Source organism: Pseudomonas fluorescens (assembly GCF_001902145.1).
Lineage (GTDB): Bacteria > Pseudomonadota > Gammaproteobacteria > Pseudomonadales > Pseudomonadaceae > Aquipseudomonas > Aquipseudomonas fluorescens_BV.
The window spans coordinates 621,705-644,286 of the sequence record NZ_MRST01000025.1 but is presented as its reverse complement, the minus strand read 5'-3'; the positions used below and the strand labels follow the sequence as shown (position 1 = coordinate 644,286).

20 protein-coding genes are annotated in these 22,582 nt (G+C 59.1%); 15 read left to right on the top strand and 5 right to left on the bottom strand.

Translation table 11 applies throughout. From position 1 onward, the window contains the following. Nucleotides 1-214 precede the first annotated feature (214 nt). The 6 genes from BUE92_RS19315 (at nt 215) to BUE92_RS28530 (ending at nt 6,995) form a co-directional block, all read left to right on the top strand. Nucleotides 215-715, top strand: a complete 501-nt coding sequence (locus BUE92_RS19315; protein WP_073525746.1) for a sigma-70 family RNA polymerase sigma factor — start codon at nt 215-217, stop codon at nt 713-715. Nucleotides 716-741: 26 nt separating this feature from the next. After that, a complete protein-coding gene (locus BUE92_RS19310; protein WP_073525745.1) occupies nt 742-1,692 on the top strand; it encodes a FecR family protein in 951 nt (316 codons plus the stop codon). Nucleotides 1,693-1,789: 97 nt separating this feature from the next. After that, nucleotides 1,790-4,183: a TonB-dependent siderophore receptor gene (locus BUE92_RS19305; RefSeq protein WP_073525744.1), complete on the top strand. Its 2,394-nt coding sequence runs from the start codon at nt 1,790-1,792 to the stop codon at nt 4,181-4,183. A 727-nt stretch (nt 4,184-4,910) separates the two neighbouring features. After that, the gene (locus BUE92_RS29000; RefSeq protein WP_256673988.1) at nt 4,911-5,444 is read left to right on the top strand and encodes a hypothetical protein; all 534 of its coding nucleotides are present in this window, start codon (nt 4,911-4,913) and stop codon (nt 5,442-5,444) included. 290 nt (nt 5,445-5,734) lie between these two features. Next, a complete protein-coding gene (locus BUE92_RS28995; RefSeq protein ID WP_081372202.1) occupies nt 5,735-5,911 on the top strand; it encodes a type III secretion effector protein in 177 nt (58 codons plus the stop codon). 421 nt (nt 5,912-6,332) lie between these two features. Continuing rightward, the gene (locus BUE92_RS28530) at nt 6,333-6,995 is read left to right on the top strand and encodes a type III secretion effector protein (protein ID WP_256673987.1); all 663 of its coding nucleotides are present in this window, start codon (nt 6,333-6,335) and stop codon (nt 6,993-6,995) included. 9 nt (nt 6,996-7,004) lie between these two features. Here the strand turns inward: BUE92_RS28530 and BUE92_RS19285 are convergent, their stop codons facing one another. Further along, complete coding sequence (locus BUE92_RS19285) at nt 7,005-8,156, bottom strand: MFS transporter (protein ID WP_073525742.1); 1,152 nt, start codon at nt 8,154-8,156, stop codon at nt 7,005-7,007. Between the two features lie 360 nt (nt 8,157-8,516). On the opposite strand from BUE92_RS19285, the gene BUE92_RS19280 reads away from it, so the two are divergent. The 5 genes from BUE92_RS19280 (at nt 8,517) to BUE92_RS19260 (ending at nt 15,445) form a co-directional block, all read left to right on the top strand. Then, nucleotides 8,517-9,503 (top strand): diaminopimelate epimerase, encoded by a 987-nt coding sequence (locus BUE92_RS19280; RefSeq protein WP_073525741.1) that lies wholly within the window; start codon nt 8,517-8,519, stop codon nt 9,501-9,503. A gap of 285 nt (nt 9,504-9,788) precedes the next feature. Further along, nucleotides 9,789-11,684 (top strand): type VI secretion system tip protein TssI/VgrG, encoded by a 1,896-nt coding sequence (tssI, locus tag BUE92_RS19275; protein WP_073525740.1) that lies wholly within the window; start codon nt 9,789-9,791, stop codon nt 11,682-11,684. Next, nucleotides 11,684-12,520: a DUF4123 domain-containing protein gene (locus tag BUE92_RS19270; protein ID WP_073525739.1), complete on the top strand. Its 837-nt coding sequence runs from the start codon at nt 11,684-11,686 to the stop codon at nt 12,518-12,520. Before tssI ends, BUE92_RS19270 begins: the two co-directional genes overlap by 1 nt. 22 nt (nt 12,521-12,542) lie before the next feature. Further along, nucleotides 12,543-13,286 carry a hypothetical protein gene (locus tag BUE92_RS19265; protein WP_256673986.1) on the top strand — a complete coding sequence of 248 codons (744 nt, stop codon included), beginning with the start codon at nt 12,543-12,545 and terminating at the stop codon, nt 13,284-13,286. Nucleotides 13,287-13,300: 14 nt separating this feature from the next. Then, the gene (locus tag BUE92_RS19260; RefSeq protein WP_073525738.1) at nt 13,301-15,445 is read left to right on the top strand and encodes a lipase family protein; all 2,145 of its coding nucleotides are present in this window, start codon (nt 13,301-13,303) and stop codon (nt 15,443-15,445) included. Between the two features lie 9 nt (nt 15,446-15,454). Here BUE92_RS19260 and codA read toward each other — a convergent pair whose 3' ends face one another. The 4 genes from codA to BUE92_RS19240 all read right to left on the bottom strand — a co-directional run bounded on the left by codA (nt 15,455) and on the right by BUE92_RS19240 (nt 19,791). Next, complete coding sequence (gene codA / locus BUE92_RS19255) at nt 15,455-16,690, bottom strand: cytosine deaminase (protein WP_073525737.1); 1,236 nt, start codon at nt 16,688-16,690, stop codon at nt 15,455-15,457. A gap of 51 nt (nt 16,691-16,741) precedes the next feature. Then, nucleotides 16,742-18,010 carry a cytosine permease gene (gene codB, locus BUE92_RS19250; RefSeq protein WP_073525736.1) on the bottom strand — a complete coding sequence of 423 codons (1,269 nt, stop codon included), beginning with the start codon at nt 18,008-18,010 and terminating at the stop codon, nt 16,742-16,744. A gap of 247 nt (nt 18,011-18,257) precedes the next feature. Then, complete coding sequence (gene queD, locus BUE92_RS19245) at nt 18,258-18,614, bottom strand: 6-carboxytetrahydropterin synthase QueD (protein ID WP_003190259.1); 357 nt, start codon at nt 18,612-18,614, stop codon at nt 18,258-18,260. Nucleotides 18,615-18,711: 97 nt separating this feature from the next. After that, nucleotides 18,712-19,791 (bottom strand): hypothetical protein, encoded by a 1,080-nt coding sequence (locus BUE92_RS19240; protein WP_073525735.1) that lies wholly within the window; start codon nt 19,789-19,791, stop codon nt 18,712-18,714. Between the two features lie 158 nt (nt 19,792-19,949). Here BUE92_RS19240 and BUE92_RS19235 point away from each other — a divergent pair, with 158 nt between their 5' ends. Genes BUE92_RS19235 through BUE92_RS19220 form a run of 4 tightly spaced genes read left to right on the top strand, consistent with a single transcriptional unit; the run spans nt 19,950 to nt 22,541 of the window. Beyond that, nucleotides 19,950-20,252, top strand: coding sequence for a PepSY domain-containing protein (locus BUE92_RS19235; RefSeq protein ID WP_054898803.1), 303 nt, complete (start codon nt 19,950-19,952; stop codon nt 20,250-20,252). Then, nucleotides 20,252-20,563: a PepSY domain-containing protein gene (locus BUE92_RS19230; RefSeq protein WP_073525734.1), complete on the top strand. Its 312-nt coding sequence runs from the start codon at nt 20,252-20,254 to the stop codon at nt 20,561-20,563. The genes BUE92_RS19235 and BUE92_RS19230 overlap by 1 nt, the downstream gene beginning before the upstream one ends. Further along, nucleotides 20,563-21,231 carry a response regulator transcription factor gene (locus tag BUE92_RS19225; RefSeq protein ID WP_003190268.1) on the top strand — a complete coding sequence of 223 codons (669 nt, stop codon included), beginning with the start codon at nt 20,563-20,565 and terminating at the stop codon, nt 21,229-21,231. Before BUE92_RS19230 ends, BUE92_RS19225 begins: the two co-directional genes overlap by 1 nt. After that, on the top strand, nt 21,228-22,541 hold the full coding sequence (locus BUE92_RS19220; protein WP_073525733.1) for an ATP-binding protein: 1,314 nt from the start codon (nt 21,228-21,230) through the stop codon (nt 22,539-22,541). Before BUE92_RS19225 ends, BUE92_RS19220 begins: the two co-directional genes overlap by 4 nt. Nucleotides 22,542-22,582 lie beyond the last annotated feature (41 nt).

The window sequence follows — 22,582 nt, the reverse complement described above, 5'->3', positions numbered from 1 at the left end:
CCCACCCACCGTTTTATGAGAGTCCTTTTTGCTGACTGGTGGCGGGCAGTGGAAGTTCACCGCTTGGCGTCTACGCCCCGACTATGGGGATGGGCATGGCACTCGGGTAAACAAAAAATAATGAGGCTGGGTGCGGCATCCGGCGATGAGCAGCAATTGCCCTGCTTAATAGGAAGCATTACTATTCACGCCCCGCCTCCCCAGTGCTCCCGCGATGATCCCTCAGCCGCCCCGCAGAACAGGCTTTTTCGAGCACTACGAAGAGTTGATCGGAACCTGGACGCGCCGCCTGAGAAACCGTCAGCAAGCCGAAGACCTGGCGCACGACACCTTCGTGCGGGTGCTTGAGTCCGCTGCCTGCGAGGTTGCGCAGCCACGCGCCTACCTGCATCAAACCGCGCGCAATATTGCGGTGGATGCCTACCGCCGCGAAGACCGTCGCGAGGCGTTGACGCTGCAGGCGGTTGATCACAGCACGCCTCACAGTGGCGACCCGGAGCATTACATGCACGCGATCCAGTTGGCCGACGCCATCGAGCGGGCGCTGGCCGAGTTGCCGCTCAACTGTCGCAGGATTTTCATCTGGCAAAAGATCGAAGGGCTCACCCAGCAGGAAATCGCCACACGCCTGGGGCTGTCTAAAAACATGGTGGAAAAGTATATGATCCGCACCCTGCGGCATCTGCGTGATCGACTGGATGCGAGCGCGCCATGACCGGCTTTGAAACAGGACCTTCCACGATGGATCACCGTGTCCGTGATGAGGCCGCGCAGTGGTTTGTGCGCCTGCAAGACGGCCCATTGAGCGCCCAGGAACGTCAACGTTTCGATGCCTGGCGCAGGTCGCAGCCCGCGCATCAGTACGAAATCGATGTGCTGCAAGGGTTATGGAGTGCGACGGATTTGCTGCCCAAGGCCCGCTTGCAGGCGATGGGCGATGCGCCGACCGAGCGCCTTGGACGGCGTGCGCTGCTGCGTTATGCCGTGGCCGCCAGTGTGGTCGCCGCTGCAGTGGGCCTGGGTGCGTACAGCGGGCTGGGGCAGCCAAAGCCCTACAATGCCGAATTCAGTACGCGGTTGGGCGAGCATCGTCAGGTGACCTTGCCCGACGGTTCCGTGATGGACCTCAACAGCCGCAGCGTGGTCGCGGTTCACTACGAAAAGGGCCGTCGGGGCGTGGAGCTCAAGCAGGGCGAGGCGATGTTCAGCGTGCAGCATGACGCCGGGCGCCCGTTTGTGGTCGCAGCCGGGGCAGGGCAGGTGACCGTCACCGGCACGCGCTTTGATGTACGTCGGGAGGCGGACCAGACCCGCGTGGCGGTCGAAGCCGGCACGGTCAAGGTGCAGGGCCGGGCATCCGATCACATCGTCACGCTCACCGCCGGCCATGGCACCCATGTCGACCCTCAAGGCCAAGTGGCAGCGGCCTACGCGGTGAACCCTGAAGAGCTCACCGCATGGCGCAGCGGTAAACTGGTGTTCAACAACGCCACCCTGGTCGACGTGGCGCGGGAAGTGTCGCGCTACCGCGAGCAACCGTTGCGTGTCAGTACGGCAGCGGTGGGCAACCTGCGCTTGACCAGCGTCTTCAAATCCAGCGACACCGACGCCTTGCTCAAGGCGTTGCCCCACATCCTGCCGGTCGCCTTGCGCACCTTGCCGGACGGCAGCCAGGAAATTATTTCGCGCTGACATTCAGGTTTTTTTCGAGTTCTTCGTCTTCTCCTGCAACTGCAACTGGTTTGCATTAACGGCCGCGCATGCTTGCGATCACAGGACTAGGTTCGACGTGAAAAAACTTGCTCCCCACAAGAATAAAATTTCCCGCTGGGCGCCCTTGGCCCTGGCCGTTGCCATCAGTACCGCACAGGCTGCCGAGGGCATCCACATTCGTGCCCAATCCCTGGGCGCAGCCTTGAGCCAACTGGGCCAGCAGACCTCGCTGCAGGTGTTCTTCAGCCCCGATATGGTGGCCGGCAAGCAAGCCCCCGCGGTCGATGGCAACCTCTCGCCCGAACAAGCCCTGCGCCAATTGCTGCAAGGCAGTGGCCTGGAGTACCAGATTGACGCCGGCTCCGTGACCTTGCGCCCGATGAGCAACGGCACCGGTGAAGCCGGCTCGCCGCTGGTGCTGGGTGTTACCGACATCAAGGTGGTAGGCGACTGGCTTGCCGACGCCGATGCCGAAGTGGTGCAGAACCATCCCGGCGCACGCACGGTCATTCGCCGCGAAGCCATGGTAGAGCAGGGCGCGATGAACGTCGGTGACGTCCTGCGCCGCGTGCCTGGCGTGCAAGTGCAGGAATCCAACGGCACCGGTGGCAGTGATATTTCCCTCAACGTCGGTGTACGCGGCCTGACCTCACGCCTGTCACCGCGCTCCACCGTGCTGATTGACGGCGTACCGGCTGCGTTCGCTCCCTACGGCCAGCCACAGCTGTCGATGGCGCCGATTTCTGCCGGTAACCTGGAAAGTATCGACGTTGTCCGCGGTGCCGGTTCGGTACGTTACGGGCCACAGAACGTCGGCGGCGTGATCAACTTCGTGACTCGCGCGATCCCGCAAGACTTCTCCGGTGAAGTCGGCACCACCCTGCAAACGTCTGCCCACGGTGGCTGGAAGCATGTGGAGAATGCCTTCATCGGTGGCACTGCCGACAATGGTATTGGCGCCGCGCTGCTGTACTCCGGAGTCAACGGCAATGGTTACCGCAACAGCAACAACGGCAACGACATCGATGACGTGATCTTCAAGACTCACTGGGCGCCGACCGATCAAGACGATTTCTCGCTGAACTTCCATTATTACGATGCCAGTGCCGATATGCCCGGGGGCCTGACCCAGCAGCAGTTCGATGCCAACCCGTACCAATCGGTGCGTGACTGGGACAACTTCAGCGGGCGCCGCAAGGATGTGTCCTTCAAGTACATCCGCCAGATCGACGACCGCACCCAGGCCGAAGTGCTGACTTACTACTCCGACAGTTTCCGTGGCAGCAACATCGCCAACCGCGACCTCAAGACCCTCAGCTCCTACCCGCGCACCTACTACACCTTCGGCATCGAACCGCGCGTTTCCCATGTGTTTGACCTTGGGCCCAGTACCCAGGAAGTCAGTGTGGGTTATCGCTACCTCAAGGAAGGCATGCACGAGGAGGCCACCAGCCTGAACCTGGTCAACAACGTACCCACGCCGGGCGGGCAGAGCGATGGTCACGTGTATCAGGACCGCACGGGGGGCACCGAAGCCAACGCCTTCTATATCGATAACAAAATCGATATCGGCAAATGGACCATCACCCCCGGCATTCGCTTCGAAGACATCCGCACCGAATGGCATGATCGCCCGGTCGTGGCCCTGAATGGCAAGCGTACCGAGGAAAAACGCCGTGAGGTCCACAACAACGAACCGCTGCCGGCGCTGAGCGTGATGTACCACGTGTCTGACGCCTGGAAACTGTTCGCCAACTACGAAACTTCCTTCGGCAGCCTGCAGTATTTTCAACTGGGCCAGGGCGGTACCGGCGACCAGACGGCCAACGGCCTGAACCCGGAAAAGGCCAAGACCTACGAGATCGGTACGCGCTACAACGACAGCGTCTGGGGCGGCGAAGTGACGCTGTTCTACATCGACTTCTCGGATGAGCTGCAGTATGTCAGCAATGACGTGGGCTGGACCAACCTTGGGGCCACCAAGCACAGCGGTATCGAAGCATCGGCTCATTACGACCTGTCCAACCTCGACCCGCGCCTCGACGGCCTGACCGCCAACGCGGGCTTCACCTACACCAAGGCCACCTCCGAAGGCGATGTGCCGTTCAAAGGCCGCGACCTGCCACTGTATTCCCGCCAAGTGGCGACCCTGGGCCTGCGCTACGACGTCAACCACTGGACCCACAACCTGGACGTCTATGCCCAGTCCGGCCAGCGCGCGCCCGGCACCGGCACCACCTATATCACCCAAGGCACTGCTGATGGCCAATACGGTGATATCCCCGGGTATGTCTCGGTCAACCTGCGCAGCGGTTACGACTTTGGCGCGCAACTGTCGAACCTGAAACTGGGCGTGGGCGTGAAGAATGTCTTCGACCAGCAGCATTACACACGCTCTAGCGACAACAATGCCGGGTTGTACCTGGGTGAGCCTCGCACGTTTTTCGTACAGGCAAGCGTGGGGTTTTGAGCTTTAGCCGTTGAAGAAAAGTCGCGATTTCAAAGGTCGCGATTTTTTGGCCTGGGCCAGGTGTGTCGCCCATTCAGCGCGAGAAGATCACCGCTGTCCAAGCTGTTTCCTACACCTCGATCGCACATATTGTTGCTGAATCAGGAACTGATTCCGACGTAAAACCACACATGGGAAAGCTGATGGGCTTCGACACTACGTTGGAGCGACAAGCTGAAAATCGCCCACTGTCATGGAGAAACTTATGTCGGTATCGATGTTGGATACACCCGTCTCTGCTTCAGCAACGTCTGACCTTCCACCGGTCAAGGTTGACATCAAACTCACTAACGAGGCTGCGGCTGCGCGTTCTTTCAATGGCCAGAATGCTGCCCATGTTAATTTCCAATCCAGGGAGAACAAGGGCGGGCCGGTATTTGGTAGCCCTCAGGCCCCAACCACCGCGGCTGACGCGCCTGGGCATCACGCCAGCCCGCAGGGGACGCCGAATTTGCTGAGCCAATTAAAGCACTGGGTCGGTCATTGTTTCAGCGGACATCGGCCGCCCACGCATCCTGGCTGTGAACATCGGCCGCCAAGGCCGAACCCAGGTTGCAGCAACCCGCCCCCCAGGCCGAATCCGATTGAGAGCAATCCACCACCACGACCGGACCCCACCACATGTCGACCGTGTCCGCCTGCGCCCTGCAGGCCGGATCCGCAGTACGCGTTGAAGAGTCGCGAAGAGTTGGCCCAGCAACTGCTCGACAGCTTCAATGCCTTCAGAGACCCGAAGAAACCTGGCTACGTCAGCGTTGACAGCATTCTTGCGATGGCGAAAAGAGGGGGGTCGCCTAACCCCGTCATGAACGAGAACATCCGCCTGGCCAATGAGCTGCTACGACGTCCCGAACTGATGGAAGCGATGGATCGGCACAGTTCCACCGGCGCTCTGGATGGTCTTATCGACCGGCAAAAACTGAATATGGTGATCAAAGGAGACAACTACTTCAAGTACAAGACTGACAAGGAACTGGCCGGTGAGCTGCTTAATCATTTCGACGAGTTGAAGAAAAGGAGCGGGGGCTCAAGCCTGAAAATCAGCGAGCTGAAAGAGTGGGCGCGCATGCCGCTCACTGGCGATGCAGCCAAGGACCATCTGATTCAGTTATCCCAGGAAATACTCAAGCGCAGTGATGTGCTCGAAGAAATGGATAACCACTTCAGTAAAGACGGCGATGGGAAGATCAGCCGTAGAGGGCTGTACTCGTTGTCCCGCTGACCGCGCTTGCGGCGCCACCTGTTTGAGGTGGCGCCAGTTTTATATGTTTCAAGGAACGAATTATGCCCGATTGCCACATAGGTGATACCTGCGGTAGTGATTTGGCACGCCGTTTTTCAGCTTTAGAATGAGGGAAACATATGACTTCAACCTCGTTTAATTCCCCCAAACCTGGCCCTCTCGAGCTTTTGCGCAACACCCAGCAAGCAAGTCTGGGAATGTCTGAGGAGTGCGCAGCGTCGCGAAGTCTTCCCTTTGCGTCGACCGAATATGAGGCCGAGGCGCGGCGCATGAAGGCTTATGCCGGCGAGCGCAAATTCCAGGCGCCCGTTTCGGATGATTTTTCCCGGGGCCTGCTGGCGGAGTTGCAGGAGCCGGGGAGCGGTGGCGATTCATTGAAAGACACCGGCTTGATCAACAGCCTGGCAGGCTGGTGGCGCAGGCGAAGGCTGGATGAGCGTGGTTGATCACGGTTTTACATATTGTCATTGGTATTAGCCGTTTACTCGGAACTGTCGAGCCCATCCAACCACACATGAGGTACCTGCCTGAGTAGAGTCTATTCGTTGATTTTGCCCATCACGGCACAGACCACCCAGCGGATATGCATCTGAAAAGAGTTGGAGAAAACCCATGACAATTAAGGGTGCAGTACCTTGCGGCCGGCCGCTTCCCCCCGACAGGCTGGCCGCACAATCAACCACGCCACCACCGGTCGGCCACTCTGAAACCTGGCATGAAACCCCATCCACGGCCTCGGCTGGAGGCTCGCCCAAACCCTTTCTTTTGCGTGGGACCTTATCCGCTCTGCGCTATCGAGACTTGCAGAACTCCCCTATTGAACGGGCAAGTGGTTCCCTGCCGAGTGCGACTACAAAGGATAGCCAGTTGGCAAAGGCCTTGGAAAAGTCCTTCGGCGTGGTGCACCCATTCCTGAATGGCGGGCGCTTGACTTGGACGTCCTTGCAGCGGATCGCTGCTCAGCCTACGGGTGAAAACGAGGCGTTGGACAACGCGATCCAGGTCGTCAGAGAAATTCTCAAGCGCCCTCGGTTAAGCGACGCTATCTTCAGCCGTGATGGCGATATCACACGCGACAGCCTCAGTGCGGCTGCCCAGACCTTGCAGGGCAACAGCTCTCCAAGTGTTTTCAGCCAGGATCCGTTTCATGCCCAAAGCAATGCACAGGTGGTGGAGGCGCTGCAAAGCCAGTTTGCACACTTGCGAGACGAGACCCTGGATCGAAACTATCTCTTCGAAACGCATCAGTACGTTGAAATAGCCAAGCTTCGGTCGGTGATGCGAGACCCGTATGAGGTCGATCAACAAGGCGCGCCTGTGCTGGATACGTCTACGGGCATGCCCAGGTCCAAATACAGCGAACTGAGTGTCTACACAGCGAAGAATATTCTTGACCGTCCGGGTTTGCTGTCGTCATTAGAGCGAGCCAACGGCACACGACTGTTTGGCCCGCCTCACAAGGACGGGTGGCTCAGCAACAAAAGCCTCGAACGTTGGCGGGAGCAGGACGATGCTCGCAAAGCGCGTTGAAGCTTGGACTTATACCTTGAGAATTTTTCCACTGATGGCTACTGCCGCCAGCAATACCGCGATCAGGATGAAGGCAGTACTCAAGCTGCTGCCATGGGCGATAAAGCCAATCATGGCGGGGCCGGCGAGGATGCCTGCGTAACCCAACGTGGTGATGGCCGGCACCGCGATATGCTCTGGCATGACGGTTTGTTTCCCCACGGCGGTGTACAGCACTGGCACGATATTCGAACAGCCTGCACCCACCAATGCATATCCAAGCAGCGCAGTTTCCCAGGCGGGCAATAGCGTCGTGAGCAGCAACCCACTACAGGCTAGCGTGCCACCGATCACGATCACTCGCGTAGCGCCCAGGCGGCGAACAATGGCATCGCCGGTCAGGCGTCCAGCGGTCATGGTCAAGGCAAATGCCGCGTACCCCAGGCCCGCATAAGCCTCATCCAGGCCGCGCTCGGCACTCAGGAACACAGCACTCCAATCCAGTACGGCGCCTTCAGCCAGAAAGACGATGAAACACAGGCAACCGATAAACAACACCACGCCATGGGGCACTGCAAATGCCGGCCCTGAGCTTTCACTGCCATAAGGCAACAAGTGCGGTGCGGCCTTGAGCAGTGCCGCCACGGTGATAACGACCACCACCAGGGTCGCCTGCAATGGCGACAGCCCCAGGCCCAGCAACCCCGCAACCCCCGCTGCGCCGATAATGCCCCCCAGGCTGAACAACCCGTGGAAGCCCGACATCATGGTTTTGCCACTGGCGCGCTCAACGATCACCGCTTGCAGGTTGACGGTGGAGTCCACGGTGCCCAGGCCAGCGCCGAACAGGAATAAACCCGCGATCAACAGCGGGATCGAACTGACAGTGGCCAGCATCGGCAGGGCCAGGCAGATCATCAGCGTCCCTGCGGTGAGCACGCGTCGGCAGCCGAAGCGAGATGCCAGCACGCCCGCAGCCGGCATCGCAATGATCGACCCCACCCCCAGGCACAACAACAGCAGGCCAAGGGTGCCTTCATTCAGATTCGCGCGCGCCTTGGCGTAAGGCACCAAAGGCGCCCAGGCGGCGATACCAAAACCTGCGATAAAAAAAGCGATGCGGGTGGACATCTGTTCCAGCCGCCCGGGAACCACGGGGGCAGGGGTGGGAATGGCAGTCATGAAAAATCCTTGGTTTGGCGTTCAACGAACGATGTCCGGCGCGACATCCTTGCACATCAGGCCCTCTCGAGCGAGCTGGGTTCCTTTTGTGATCAGGATTAAAAGCGCAGATTGCGAACATTTTTTTTTACGAAAATGGAACGCTTTGGCGTCGGGTAACCACGTAGGAATGGTCGAACCTGTAGGAGGTGGTCTGGAAGGTATGTACTCCCTGCGGGAGTGGCTGAACCCCAGGTTCTTGCAGTGGGTTACTGCCTTTTCGCCCACCTCCCACAGATCGACCGTTCTGTAATACGCTGCTGTCCCGATAGCAGGTAAGTGAACGGACGAACCGATGAAAAATCTCAGGCTGGCGTGGTCATGACTCGGTTCTACGATGCACGCGGGAATATCTACGGAGTGGTCAGCCCGGCCTGTTTGCGCGGCCTGGGTATCGAGGTGCCCGACAACGCCCGCTTGGCTGCAAGTACGCGCAAGATGTGGGCCGCATCTGCCATTGCGTCCGAATGTGGCTGGGGCGCATTACCACCACCGGCCGGTGCCAAAGCGTATCGCTGTGATGGTTTGTTAGTCGGGCCATTTCAGGCACGGCCACCGTTTGATCTGCTGATCATTAATACCGACAGCTCTCTCGCTGAACGCAGTGGTAATGGCCTGACCATTTTTGCTCAGGCGCTAACTGACCAGGGGTTAATGGCCCACGGTAGCGAGTTGCGGGTGCATCACGACAAGCCGGATGCGGTATCGCCCGTGATCACCTATGTCGAGCCGGCGAAGCATGAACAGGTACCAGGCTTCTGGCTGGCGTTAGGCAGGCCCGAGTTTGGACCCTTGGCGGTGGGGGCGGTCGGTGTGAGCCCTGTGGTCGCGGCACATCATGAATTCAGCCACGTGGCGGCATTGGCGTCGATCAATGCGCAATGGGGAAGCAGCCAATTTGTCCGGATAGGCAACCCTCATTGTGTAACGCTGGTTGAACAGGTGTCGGCATTGCCGGGCAATGACACGATGCACCAGTTGGCACTTTTCAATCAGTTGAAGGCCATCGCTTTTGCACCGCCGGCAGGGTGCGGTCAACTCTGTGTTGGCGGGGTCAACCTGCAATGGGTTGCTCGAGACGCTGGCAATCGAGTCATCGCGCGCGTATTTGAGCGAGGAGAGGGGCCTACCGCGTCCTCGGGGACCAGCGCCAGCGCAGTAGCATGCGCGGCATGGCGCGCGGGTTGGATTGAGGGCGACAACGTGGCGGTGGTGATGCCGGGTGGCACGGCGCCAGTGCGATTGCAGACCGAGTCTGGAAATGTGCTGAGCGTTAGTCTTTTCGGGACGGCGCGACTGAATATTTAAACCTTGGAACAGCAGATGCCTTGAATTAGTGTCAGCAGTTTCCTTAAAGCTTAGTTGTAAAGAGACAAGCAGCAGTCCGCTTTTTCTGTTTGTTATGGGAAGTATTAACATTTTGTAAGAAGACACTTCCATCCTCGTTGTACGAAACTTCTTTTTTATTCAAGGTGGGCCGAAAATCGCCTGAAATCGCTAAGCTTGAGCATGTTCAGGTGCTTTTTTCGCAATCCGGCTGGCATTGGCGAAAGAGAGTCGTTCAATCGAAAAGTTGATAGCGGGTAACAAAGGATGGTTAACAATTTTCTTTCGTCATGTTTCAAATTTATCCTTTCAGAAATAAATACAGATCTTCAGGTAGTAGCGTTCAAAGGCAGCGAAGCCCTCGATCAGCCTTACTTCATACAGGTGCAGCTAGTCAGCGAAGATCCTTCTCTTGACCTGGAGGCATTGCTTCATAAACCCGCCTATCTGGACTTCGGGGAAGCAGGCCAGGGCCTGCATGGGCACGTCTACGCCATCGGTCGGGACGAGCCTGGTGCGCGACTCACCCGTTATCACATCACGCTGGCTCCACGCCTGGCATCCCTTGCCCATCGTTGCGACCAGCGGATTTTCCAGCAGCGCAGCGTACCGCAGATCATTGCGACGGTCCTCGAACACCACGGCATCTTCGCTGACGCCTATGCCTTTGAACTCGGGCCGGTGGTGTATCCGCCACGCGCATTTTGCGTGCAATACAGGGAGTCCGACCTGCATTTTATCCAGCGGCTGTGTGAGGAGGAGGGCATCCACTATCACTTTCGTCACAGCGTGGACAATCATCTGCTGGTGTTCGGTGATGACCAGACAGTATTTCGACGGTTGCCGGTGCAGCGTTATTGTTCGTCGCCTGATCCGGCGCTCCAGAGCCGTGTTGTACAGCGCTTCGACCTGCGATTGGAGACGCGCAGCCGACGCACCGTACGTCGTGACTATGACTTCGAGCATCCTTCATTTTGCCTGCAAAAGCATGCCGGTGCCGGGCAGGCGCAAGCTTTGGAAGACTATGACTACCCTGCCGGTTTTACGGGGCATGCGCGCGGCGCGCAGTTGGCGCGACGCGGCCTGGAGCGTCACCAGCGTGATCGCCACAGGGTGTTGGGCAAGAGCGATCAGCCGGCATTGTGCAGTGGTCACTTCCTTGAGCTGCGTGATCACCCGGACCCCCTCTGCAACGATTTATGGCTGCTGACTTCGGTGCGTCATGAGGGTTACCAGCCGCAGGTGTTGGAAGAGTCGATAGTTGAAGCCAGTGGATTCCAGGGTTATCGCAACCGATTCACTGCGACACCCTGGCGCGCAGTGCATCGACCTGCCCTCAAGCATCCCAGGCCGACGATCAGTGGCAGCCAGACCGCGACGGTAACCGGGCCTGCGGGCGAAGACGTGCATTGCGATACCTATGGTCGGGTAAGGGTGCGCTTTCATTGGGATCGCGTGGACAAACGCGAGGAGACGAGCAGTTGCTGGCTGCGCGTGGCGTCCGGTTGGGCGGGGGACGGGTTTGGTGCCATGGTGATTCCACGGGTAGGCATGGAAGTGCTGGTGAGCTTTCTGGAGGGCGACCCGGACCACCCCCTCGTCACGGGTTGCCTGCCCAATGCATCAAACTTGCCGGCCTATCCTTTGCCACAGCACAAGACACGCAGTGTGCTGCGTAGCCGCAGTTCACCGGATGACGGAGGGGCTAACGAGCTGCACCTTGAAGATCGACGCGGCGAAGAGCTCATCTACCTGCGCGCCCAGCGTGACCTGGAGCAACGGGTGGGTCATGACAGTCGCCTGGAGGTAGAGGGCGATAGCCTGACTCGCGTTGGCCAGAGTCTGGTGATCGAAGCTGGGCAGCAGGTTCACCTCAAGGCCGGTGCCAGCCTGGTCATTGAGGCCGGTGCGCAACTGAGCTTGATGGCTGGCGGGGAACACTTGGTGATGCAAGCGGGCAGTATCTCAAGCAGCAGGCCCCTCACCCAGGCCGGTTCGTCGGTCGCAAACAGTTCGGTGAGCCCGGCTTTGCTCGCTGGCGCGCAGTTATCGGCAGCGCAAAGCGTCGTCATGGACTTGGCCAGGCAACTGGACGCGGACTTTTGCCCCCTGTGCGAGCGCTGCCGCGAAGGCCTGTGCGATATCACGCAGAGGGCGGCTTGATGGACAGCTTGCCCCGTCGTTGGATGGCCCAACAGCAGCAGAACGGGCACCGATTGTGCCTGATAGTGGAGGGTAGCCACGAGGCTCGCCAGCTTCTATTGGCAGGTTGTGCCCCGTCGCACTATTGCAACCTCTATAGCGATACCGCCGCTGCGGAGCTGGCGAGTTCTGGCCCGATCATCCTCTTGCTCGAGCAGATCAATGAACCCGCCCTGGCTGACCTGTTGCAACACCCGGAGTCAAACTGGGGGTGGCTCGCCAGCCTGTCGACTACCGACTTGGCGGATGTGGCGCGCCATTGGCGCGAAAGGCTCCTGATAGGGCCAGAGGGCCAGCAGGCGCTTTACCGCATTCACGACAACCGCACCTTGGCCCGCGCCTTGGCCCATCTGGCCAAAGAGCATTGGCCGGTCTACCTCGGGCCGCTGATCAGTGTGTGCTATTGGCACGAAGGCCATTGGTGCCATCACGAAAACCCTGCACCGGGCGATTACCCAGCGCCTCGGCTCCCGCCTTGGCTCGATACACCCAACCCCCAGGCCGAAGCCATCCTGAACGCCAATATCCTGCGTTACCTGTTGGCGGAGCACAGTGAAGACCTGGTGGCATTGGTCGAATACCAAGACCCGAGAATTTGGCTGGCTCAAGTACTGGCGCAGGCGCGCACCTGGCAATGGCGGGAGCCGGAGAAGCTCGAATTTCTGGTGGTGCGTCGTTTGGCAGAGGCGACCCGAAGCAGTGTTATCCATTGGCAGCCGAGGGCCGGCGAGGCGCCAGGGGAGCATTTTGAACGAGTGGTAGAGCAGTGGCGTAGGGAGGGAGGGAGTGGTGAATAGATGGATGGGAGGGGTGTTGCTAATGGCTACGGTGCTTTCGGGATGTACGGGGAAGGCGGTGGAGAGTTTTACATTGGAGGTGGATTTGCCGGCGCAATTTGGCCTTGTGGGCGATGCGTCCTACACCCCTGCAACGGGCGATACGTGCAAATTGCTCCTAAAACGTGGCAAGCGACCGGATCTCAAAATATTTACGGCTGCCAGCAAACCCGTAGCGAATAGAGTGAGTTTCGAGGTGCCGCTGACAGAGCAGGTGCAAGGTTGTTCGCTGGTGTTACGTGAAGTTGTGTTTGCGATTAATGCAAAGTGGGGGACACGTTGGTCGGATGTCGGGCGGGATTACGCCGCTGTTTATATTCGGGATCGTTGGGAGTCCGGAATGACTTTGATGACCGAAACTTATATCCAAGAGCTCCTTGGGCAATGTCAGTGGTTGTTTCGTACTGTTGGTCCTCAGCATGCCCTTATTAAGGGACTTAAATGCAATTCGCTGAGTACCAGCGGACAACTTACGAAAGCTCGTGCTGGCGGCTATGTGTCCCGTACCGGATTGCCCGGGAATACGTTGAGAGTGGTGCTGGCATTAACGGAAGAAGAACAACCAGCAGTGCGGGATAACTGGGTTAAGGTTAACGGTGGTTGGAAGCGTTGTAGGGGAGAAAGTCAGGAAGACATATTTGCGTTTTGTCGCGGAAATGTCTCGGACTTCAAGGCTTTCAAAATGCCAGATGGGCGTTTATGCAATATTTATCCGACTTGTGATTAATTAGGAGAAAGTTCATGGGACAAGCTGCATGGAAGCAACAGTTTTTCAACGACAGGATGCCTGCTTGCTCATTAAGTGGAGATTGGTTGACCTTCTGTTTAGTCGATGAAACGGGAAATGGAAAGAGTTATGGGGGACTGTCTTACACTCTGCAAGACATTACTGGCCAGCGATACAACGGTCGGTTGAACGGAGAGGGTTTTGCCCGAGTGGAGGGTTTTTTCTGCGGCCCCGTAATTCTGATGATGGAGGAGCGTTATTCAGGCCGGGAAATCCTCTATCAATCGCTCATGACGCGGTCATTCTATGCATTGCCTATAACCGAGTTGCAAGTGCGTGCTGAGCAAACTCATTTTCTTGATAACTACGATCAGGCCGTCGAAAGGAATCCCGAACGGCCAAATGCAGATCATTTTTATCAGGTTGAAGTGAGTGACCTGGTTCGGCATAGCGCTCACTTGCCACCCCTGTCGTCAAAGGCTCACCGCCCAATGCGGCATACACTCAAGATGATGGCAGACCTCGGTTTTGGACCTCCAGAGTCATCCTTCAAGGGACTAGCGCTCTTTCCGAAAAAATTTACGATGTTACAGGTGCGACCTCTACGAGCATTACGGCCAATACTTTCTACACAGGATCAATTTTGCGCATTGAACCTGTACCAACTGGCGTTAATGGCAACATTAAGCTATTGCGAGTTTGGCCAGGATCCTCCAGCAGAACCGAAAGATAAAGTCAGTTTTCCTTGGCATCCAAGTGTCGGGAATTTGTTTGCCGAGCGTTTGTCGTGTTATCGGGAGGCCTGGAGGTTTGACTCAGAGCAAGTGCAACGATTTTATCCATTGTATGAAGACGTAGCTTATTCCCGTCGTTTCGAGATTTTGCCTTTTGATCCAGAGTTGTATGAGCAGAATGCCACCATGCATGATCTCGAGCATCCGGAGCGGATACACTTTTTTAACGATGTAGAATTTGGAACAGATACCCAAGCATTCATTTGTCATCACGATGAGGTGGTGCTTATTGCTGTACGCGGCACCGCTAGTGGTGACGATGTTTTGCGCGATGCAAATGCCCATCAAGTCCCATTCACCGAGGGCGTTGGAAAAGCTCACCAAGGTTTTTATCAGGCATTTCAGGCCATGCATAACTTTGTATCGAATTACCTTTTTCGATATCACAGCAGCCAACGGATTATCATTTGTGGCCATAGTCTTGGGGGGGCTATAGCACTCTTATTGGCCGAGGCCCTATGCCGCACACCAGATCGAGATTACGACCCGCTCCTCTATACCTACGGCGCCCCCCGCGCCGCCGACTCTGAATTTACCGCCGGTGCCTCTTCCCTGGTCCACCACCGCATCGTCAACCACAACGACCCTGTCCCCAGCGTCCCGGCGCCCTGGATGAATACCACCGCCAAGCTCTGGATTCCCGGGGCCATCACGCTATTTAGCAACCCCGTGCCCGGTGGCCTGTTGTTCGCCGCAGGGCTGGTGCGCGTGGGCGGCAACCCCTATCGACATCATGGTGAACAATATCACTTCATGCCGATCACGCTCCCGGATGGCAGCCATTCCTCGGTGTTATGGAAGCCTGGCTGTGAATCCCTCCAAGAGGCGGGTTGCAACCGCGCATTGCAACTGCAGGGCGACATGCCCGACCGCGATAATTTGCTGAGGCAGCTGTTCCAAGCCGACCAGCACTTCATGACCACCAGCTACATCCCCGCGGCGTGGGCGACATTGCGACGTTGGCAACAAACCCTGGAGAGTGAGGGCCCGCTGGTGACCCAGAGGGAGTTCGAGCTGCTCGACCGGGCCTTTGAAGACATGCGCGAGCAACTGCGGGCCAAGCGGCGTGAACTTGCTCTACGGCGTCCTGCCAATGATCGTAGCCATGAGCCCACCGATGCCTTGAACGCAGAGATCGACCGTTTGCACACCAGCCGCGAGCGCTTGGCAAGCCTGCGCTGGCGTCGCCTGCAAGCCCGCGATGTCTACGGCAGCCATGCCCCTTCTGCACATCTGCAAGCGAGCCTCAAGCGTTGGTTCAGCCATCGCGAGAATCGTGAGCCGGCCCAATTCACCAGCGTCCCGCCGCCTTCCCCCGATGAACAGGCACGGGTGCAAACGCTGGACATCGACTCAGTCGTCTAACCCACGCGGTTACATAAACTCTATCTGTGCCGGTTGCCGTTTCATCAGTACCTTGCCGTTGCGAATCGAGTACAACGGCAGGCCCTGGCTACGTATGACTTCGTAGTCGCTGTCGGCCGACAGGATCAGCAGGTTGGCCGGGCGACCTGCTTGCAACCCATAACGATCGCCCAGGGCCATGGCCTTGGCACTGTTGTCGGTGACCAGGTCCAGGGCGTTTTGCAAATTGCGGTAACCGAGCATGTGACAGATGTGCAGACCGGCCTCCAGTACTCGCAGAATGTTGCCGTTACCCAGCGGGTACCAGGGATCGACGATGGAATCCTGGCCGAAACACACGTTCATGCCGGCCTCAAGCAGTTCGTTCACACGGGTGACACCGCGGCGTTTCGGGAAGTTGTCGAAGCGGCCCTGCAGGTGGATGCTTTCGGTGGGGCACGAGACAAAGCTGATGCCGGAATGTCCTAGCAGGCGAAACAGCTTGGCGCAGTAAGCATTGTCGTAGGAACCCATGGCGGTGGTATGGCTGGCGGTCACGCGGGCACCCATGTCGCGGCTGCGGGCTTCTTCCGCGAGGACTTCGAGAAAGCGTGAGTGGGGGTCGTCGGTTTCGTCACAGTGCACGTCCACCAGGCAGCCCGTGCGTTCGGCCAGGTCCATGAGGAACTTCACCGAACTCACGCCTTGGTCGCGGGTGTATTCGAAGTGGGGGATGCCACCGATCACATCGGCACCCAGGCGAATGGCTTCTTCCATCAACTCGCGACCATTGCGAAATGACTCGATGCCTTCCTGGGGGAAGGCGACGATTTGCAGGTCAATCAGGTGGGTGCTCTCTTCACGTAGCTCCAGCAGGGCCTTGAGTGCGGTGAGGTCCGGGTCGGTGACGTCCACATGGGTGCGCACATGCTGGATGCCATGGGCGGCGAGGGCCTGAATGGTTTTTTTGGCCCGGGCCTTGGTGTCTTCCAGAGTAATGGTGGCCTTGCGTTCGCCCCAGCACTCGATGCCTTCAAACAGCGTACCGCTCATGTTCCAGCGCGGCTCGCCGGCGGTGAGGGTGGCGTCGAGGTGGATGTGGGGCTCGACAAAGGGCGGTATTACCAGGTTGCCGGCCGCGTCCAAGTCACCGGCTATCAGCGTGGGCGCTCCGGTTTGCGCAGTGATGCTGGCGATCCGGCCATTTTCCAGGTGCAGATCATGCAGGCCTTCACGGTTGCGCAGGCGGGCATTGATGATGTGCATGGGCAAGTTCCTCTTGGCTAAAAACAATCAGGCAGACAGCCGCACTGATCCTCAGGGCGATACCGATGTCCCTGCGGTCATGGCGCGTAGTATGGCGCTGAGCAGCACATAGGTCAGCGATGCGGCAAAAATTCCCACCAACGGTGCGACCCACGGCGAGTTGAACGCGACCACGGTGCCCACCCCATACGCGATCAGACCTGGCCAATTGAATGCCGGTAAGCGAGCCTCTGCCAAGCGGGGATATTGGCCGCGATAGCGATAGAAGAAGTCCGCCATGATTACGCCTCCTATCGGCGGGATGACCGTGCCCAGCAGGATCAGGTACGGCACCAACAGGTCGTACATGCCGAACAAGGCGAGCAGGGTGCCGATCACCGCGCCGGCCAGGGTCACGCTCTTGCGACGCTGGGTGCGCAGCAGGTTGCAACCGGCGACGGCGAAATTGTAGATGGTGTTGTCCTGGGTGCTCCAGATATTGAGCAGCAACATCGCCATCGCCGCCGTGGCGAAACCTTGCAGCAGCAAGACTTCCACCACATCCGGTTGCTGATAGACGATGGCGCCATAGGCCCCGATCAGCACCATCAAGCCGTTGCCGACAAAAAAGCCGATCAGGCTGGCCAGCACCGCAACCTTGGCCGAGCGCGAAAACCGCGTCCAGTTGGTGGCCTGGGTCGCACCGCTGACAAAGGTCCCGAACACTAGCGTGATGGCGGTGGACAAGTCCAGCTCAGCGCTGGGCACCACCGCCAGCAGCCCTTCCAGCCCGCCGACCTTCACGGTGGCGACCCACATCGACAGCATCAACAGGATGCCCATGGCCGGCACTGCGATGTAGGACAGGATTTCCAAGCCGCGATACCCCACGTAGGCGGTGGCGCAGAACAATAAGCCAAACACCACCATCAGCCCCAGCACACTGCCCTGGCTCAATTGGAAATATTTGCCCAAGACCACGGCTGCCGTGGCCGTGCCCCAGGCATACCAGCCTATCTGGGTAAAACCTAAGATCAAGTCACTGAGCTTGCTGCCCACTTCGCCAAAGCAGAAACGCCCCATCAACACCGAGTTCAAGCCGCTCTTGAACGCGATGTAACCCAAGCCTGCGGCGTAGATACCCAACAACAGGTTACCCAGGGCCACGACGCCGAGCATGTCGATGAAGCTGAACGCTACCCCCAGCTTGCCGCCGGCGAACATGGTCGCGGTAAAAAAGGTGAACCCCAGCAACACCATGGCCGTAGAGGCCAGCCCCTTGCGCGCGTGCAAGGGGACTTCGCTGAGAGGGTAGTCGTTGCCGGAGTCTTGTTGCGTCATGGGGGCTGCTCCCTGAGTGGTGACCCAGGTCGTGTGCATCCTGCGTGCCAACGCAGGTGCAGGCAGGTAACCGCTGACGCAAGCAAGCCTTTATAAAGTCGCCCTTGCCCAATCCAGCGCAAAAGCAGTGCAGGGGTGAACCAAGCTGGCTCAGTCAATCGGCGTCTGTGCGGGTTTCCCTAATGGATCAGCCCGGCGGTGCTTCGAAAAAAAACACCTGCAGGTGTTTTTTTCAACAGAGGTTCACTTACTCGCCGCGATAAATGCACCCACTGGTGCAGGTCTCGTGGATACGGATCGCACTGAGTTCCGGCAGCAAGGGTTTCAGTTCATTCCAGATCCACTTGGCCAGTACTTCGCTGGTGGGGTTTTCCAGGCCGGGAATGTCATTGAGGTAGTTGTGGTCGAGGCGTTCATAGAGCGGCTTGAAAATCGCCTTGATCTCCGAGAAGTCGCGAATCCAGCCGGTATGGGGATCCAGATCGCCGCTCAGGTGGATGGCCACCTTGAACGAATGCCCATGCAGGCGCCCGCATTTGTGGCCTTCCGGTACGTGGGGCAGGCGGTGGGCGGATTCGAAGGTAAACTCTTTGAAGATTTCCACAGTGTTTTCAGCTCGGTCAGGTGTCTGGCAGGCGGCGAGTTTAACAGCTTGATCAACCTCTGCGCATACCGCCCCTCGGCCGCAGGCACCCATGCGGTCAAAGGGCTAGCAAACGATCGCCGAGCTTGCCGTTATCCGCCAATGCCAAAAACTCATCCCCCAGCCGTTGGCTTTCGCTCATGGCAGTTTGCCAATATTTGTTGCGGCCAAGGTCATCGCCCATAAAGCGCTTGAAGTCGCTGCGGTCTGGCAGCTTGCCGTGGGGCAGGCGGGCCAGGTAGTCCCTGGACGGCGCCAGCAGTAACACATCCTGCAAACCTTGCTGGTTGCTGCGCCGCCATGGCAGGCCCTTGTCGAACCAGCCGGGGATGACCCGCTCGGTAAAATGCGGGTACAGCACGATATCATCGCCGTGGTAGGGCAGGTCGAGGTGGTAGTCCAGCAGGCCGCCGTCGCGGTAGGTACCGGCTCCGGCCCCGGGCAGGTCGCGCACGCCTTGCATGACCATGGGGATCGAACCGGACGCGAGCAACGCCTGGCGCAGGTTGCCCACGTCCAGGGTGAGGAAGCGCGAGGGAAAATCCTTCAGGGGGTGTACCGGTGGCGCCTGGCGCGGGTCGTGGATGATCAGCCGCTCGAAATGCCGCGACAGCCGTGCGCGGCCCCGCAGGTTATCGGCAATCACCGACGACAGGCCCAGTCCCAGCCGCCCACGGTGGTCATCGGCGAGCAGGCCGTGGCTCTTGACCACCATGATGTTCAGCCGATAGTCAGGGTTGTCCAGCACCCGCGCATCGCGTCCGGCCAGCAGGTCGTCGAGCATGCGTTGGCAGCTCTGGCTGACTTGCGCCATGGTCACACCTTTGGCAAAGCGCTGTTCGTTGTACAGGCGGCCCAGGTCGAGCAAACCCTGCACCGGGTCCGGCAGGCAGGCGCTGGCAAACCGCCAGGAACCGATGGATGCGCCGATCAGCGCACGCTCGCGCGGCGCACGGGGCAACCAGTCACCGAACAGCGCCAGGTCGAGCCCCTGGATACCCAGGGCCTTGGGACCGCCAGCCGCACCGGGGAGGATACCGACGTCGGCAGGCGCAAGGCCCTGCTCGCGGATGCGAGTGAAGGCGCGTTTGCCGGCCTTGAGGGTCAAGGCCGGGAACTTGATATGGATGGCTGTCATACCGGTCTCTATTGAGGCGAGCGGGGCAGTATAGGAAATCTCGCAGGCAGTGGGAAAAACGGCTTGCCTGGAATTGCCATGGTGGCAATTCAGTTTCAGTTAAGTTGCAGCGCGTACCGTGGCCGGCGTAGGAAAACATCATGTAACGGAGACTTATCATGAAGCGCCTCACTGCCCTGGGCGCCGCCGCTATCATCCTCGTTACGGCGACCCCGGCCGCCGCCGTGGACCCAGACAAGCCACTGATCGTGCCGGCCACTGTTACAATTGTCGCTTTCGATCAATTGGAAGCTACGGCCCTGGCCCTTCACCCTGGTTCGACGCTGCTGGACACCGATTTGGATGAGGAATACGGCAAGTACGTCTATGAAGTCGAGCTACGAGATACCGACGGCATTGAATGGGATGTTGAATTGAACGCGCTCACCGGGCAGGTTCTCAAGAATCATCAGGATACGTAATGAAGGTAAATTTACGCGTCGGCAGTCGCGTGGCGCTGGTGCTCATGGTGTTCTGTTCCAGCCTGGCAGCCCGCGACCTCAACCAGGACGAAGCCCTGGCCCTGCGCCAAAAAGGCGTGATCCTGCCATTGGAACAGCTGTTGCAGCAGGCCATGGCGCGATACCCCGGCTCACGGCTGCTGGAGGCCGAACTGGAAAAAAAACACGGGCAATATGCCTATGAAGTGGAACTGGTGACCACCGAGGGCGTGGTGCGCGAGATCAAGCTGGACGCCACCAACGGTGACCTGATCAAAGATGAGGAAGATTGATGCGCCTGCTCCTGGTGGAAGACAACGTCCCCCTGGCCGACGAGTTGATGGCCGGCCTGCAACGCCAGGGCTATGCGGTCGACTGGCTGGCTGATGGCCGTGACGCCGTGTATCAAGGGCGCAGCGAGCCCTATGACCTGATCATCCTTGACCTTGGCCTGCCCGGTTTGCCCGGGCTTGACGTGCTGGCGCAATGGCGCGCCGCCGCGCTGGCCATCCCGGTGCTGATCCTGACCGCCCGCGATTCCTGGGCCGAGCGTATCGAGGGGCTCAAGGCTGGCGCCGATGATTACCTGAGCAAACCCTTTCACCCTGAAGAGCTGTACCTGCGCATCCAGTCGCTGTTGCGTCGCTCCCACGGCCAGACGAACCAGCCCACCCTGCAAGCTGCCGGCCTGCATTTGGATGAAGGGCGCCAGTGCGTGCTACGCGACGGCGCCGAGATCCAGCTGACGGCGGCCGAGTTTCGCTTGTTGCGTTATTTCATGCTGCATCCCGAACAGATCCTGTCCAAAAGCCACCTGGCCGAACACTTGTATGACGGTGAGACCGAGCGCGACTCCAATGTGCTGGAGGTGCACGTCAACCACCTGCGGCGCAAATTGGGACGCAGCGTGATCGAGACCCGGCGCGGCCAGGGCTACCGATTCGGCGCTACCCCGGCATGAGGTCAATCCAGCGGCGCCTGAGCCTGGGGTTGATCAGCGTGATGGTGATTGTCGGCGTGGTGCTGGCGCAAACCAGCCTGTGGTTGTTCGAGGCGGGTTTGCAGCGCTACCTTGAAGCGGGCTTGCGCAACGACAGCGAAAACCTGCTGGTGGCGCTGGTGCGTGGGCCCAACGGCGTGCAATTGGATGAGCAACGCCTGTCGCCGGCGTACCAACGGCCGTTTTCCGGGCATTACTTTCGTATCGACTTTGCCGATGTGCATTGGCGTTCCCGTTCACTGTGGGACCAGGAACTGCCCCGGCTCCCCGTGGCGGGGCTCAAGGGCAACCTGCAACTGGGGCCCGAAGGCCAGCAACTGTTGGTGCTGCGCTCGGATTACAAGCGCTTTGGCCAGTCGATTTCCATCAGCGTGGCCCAGGACTACACGCCCGTGCGCGAGAGCTTTCGCCTGATGCGCCAGGTCGGCCTGGTGATGGGGCTGGCGGCCCTGATGCTGGTGCTGATCCTGCAACGGGTCACCGTGCGCCGTGCCTTGCGCCCCCTGGAGACCGCACGTAACCAGATCGCCCAACTGCAACAAGGCCAGCGCTCGCAACTCGACACCCAGGTGCCGCTTGAGCTGGAGCCACTGGTGGCGCAGATCAACCACCTGCTGGCGCACACCGAAGACAGCCTCAAGCGCTCCCGCAACGCTCTCGGCAACCTGGGCCATGCGCTGAAAACTCCCCTGGCGGTGTTGTTGAGCGCAGCTTCCAGTGAAGCCCTCAAGGATCATCCGCAGTTGAGCCAGTTGCTACGCGAGCAATTGGAGCAGGTGCAGCAGCGCCTTAATCGTGAACTCAACCGCGCTCGCCTGGCGGGCGATGCATTGCCGGGCGCGTTGTTTGACTGTGAACAAGAACTGCCCGGTTTACTGGCTACCCTGCGCATGATCCACGGCGAACACCTGGACCTCAGCTATCAGATGGCGCCGGGCCTGCAACTGCCCTGGGACCGTGAAGACCTGTTGGAGTTGATGGGCAACCTGTTGGACAACGCCTGTAAATGGGCGGACGCCGAGGTACGCCTGAGCGTCAGCGAGACACCCCACGGCTATCGGCTGGCGGTGGAAGACGACGGCCCCGGCATCCCTGAGGCTCAGCGCGACCAAGTGTTCAGCCGTGGCGCACGCCTTGATGAGCAAAGGGTTGGCCATGGCCTGGGTTTGGGGATCGTGCGGGACATCGTTGAGGTGTGGGGTGGGGTGTTGCAACTGCAGGAGAGTGAGCTGGGTGGGCTCAAGGTATTGATCGAACTACCTCGGCGCTGACACACCACCGTTCAAAATGTGGGAGCTGGCTTGCCTGCGAT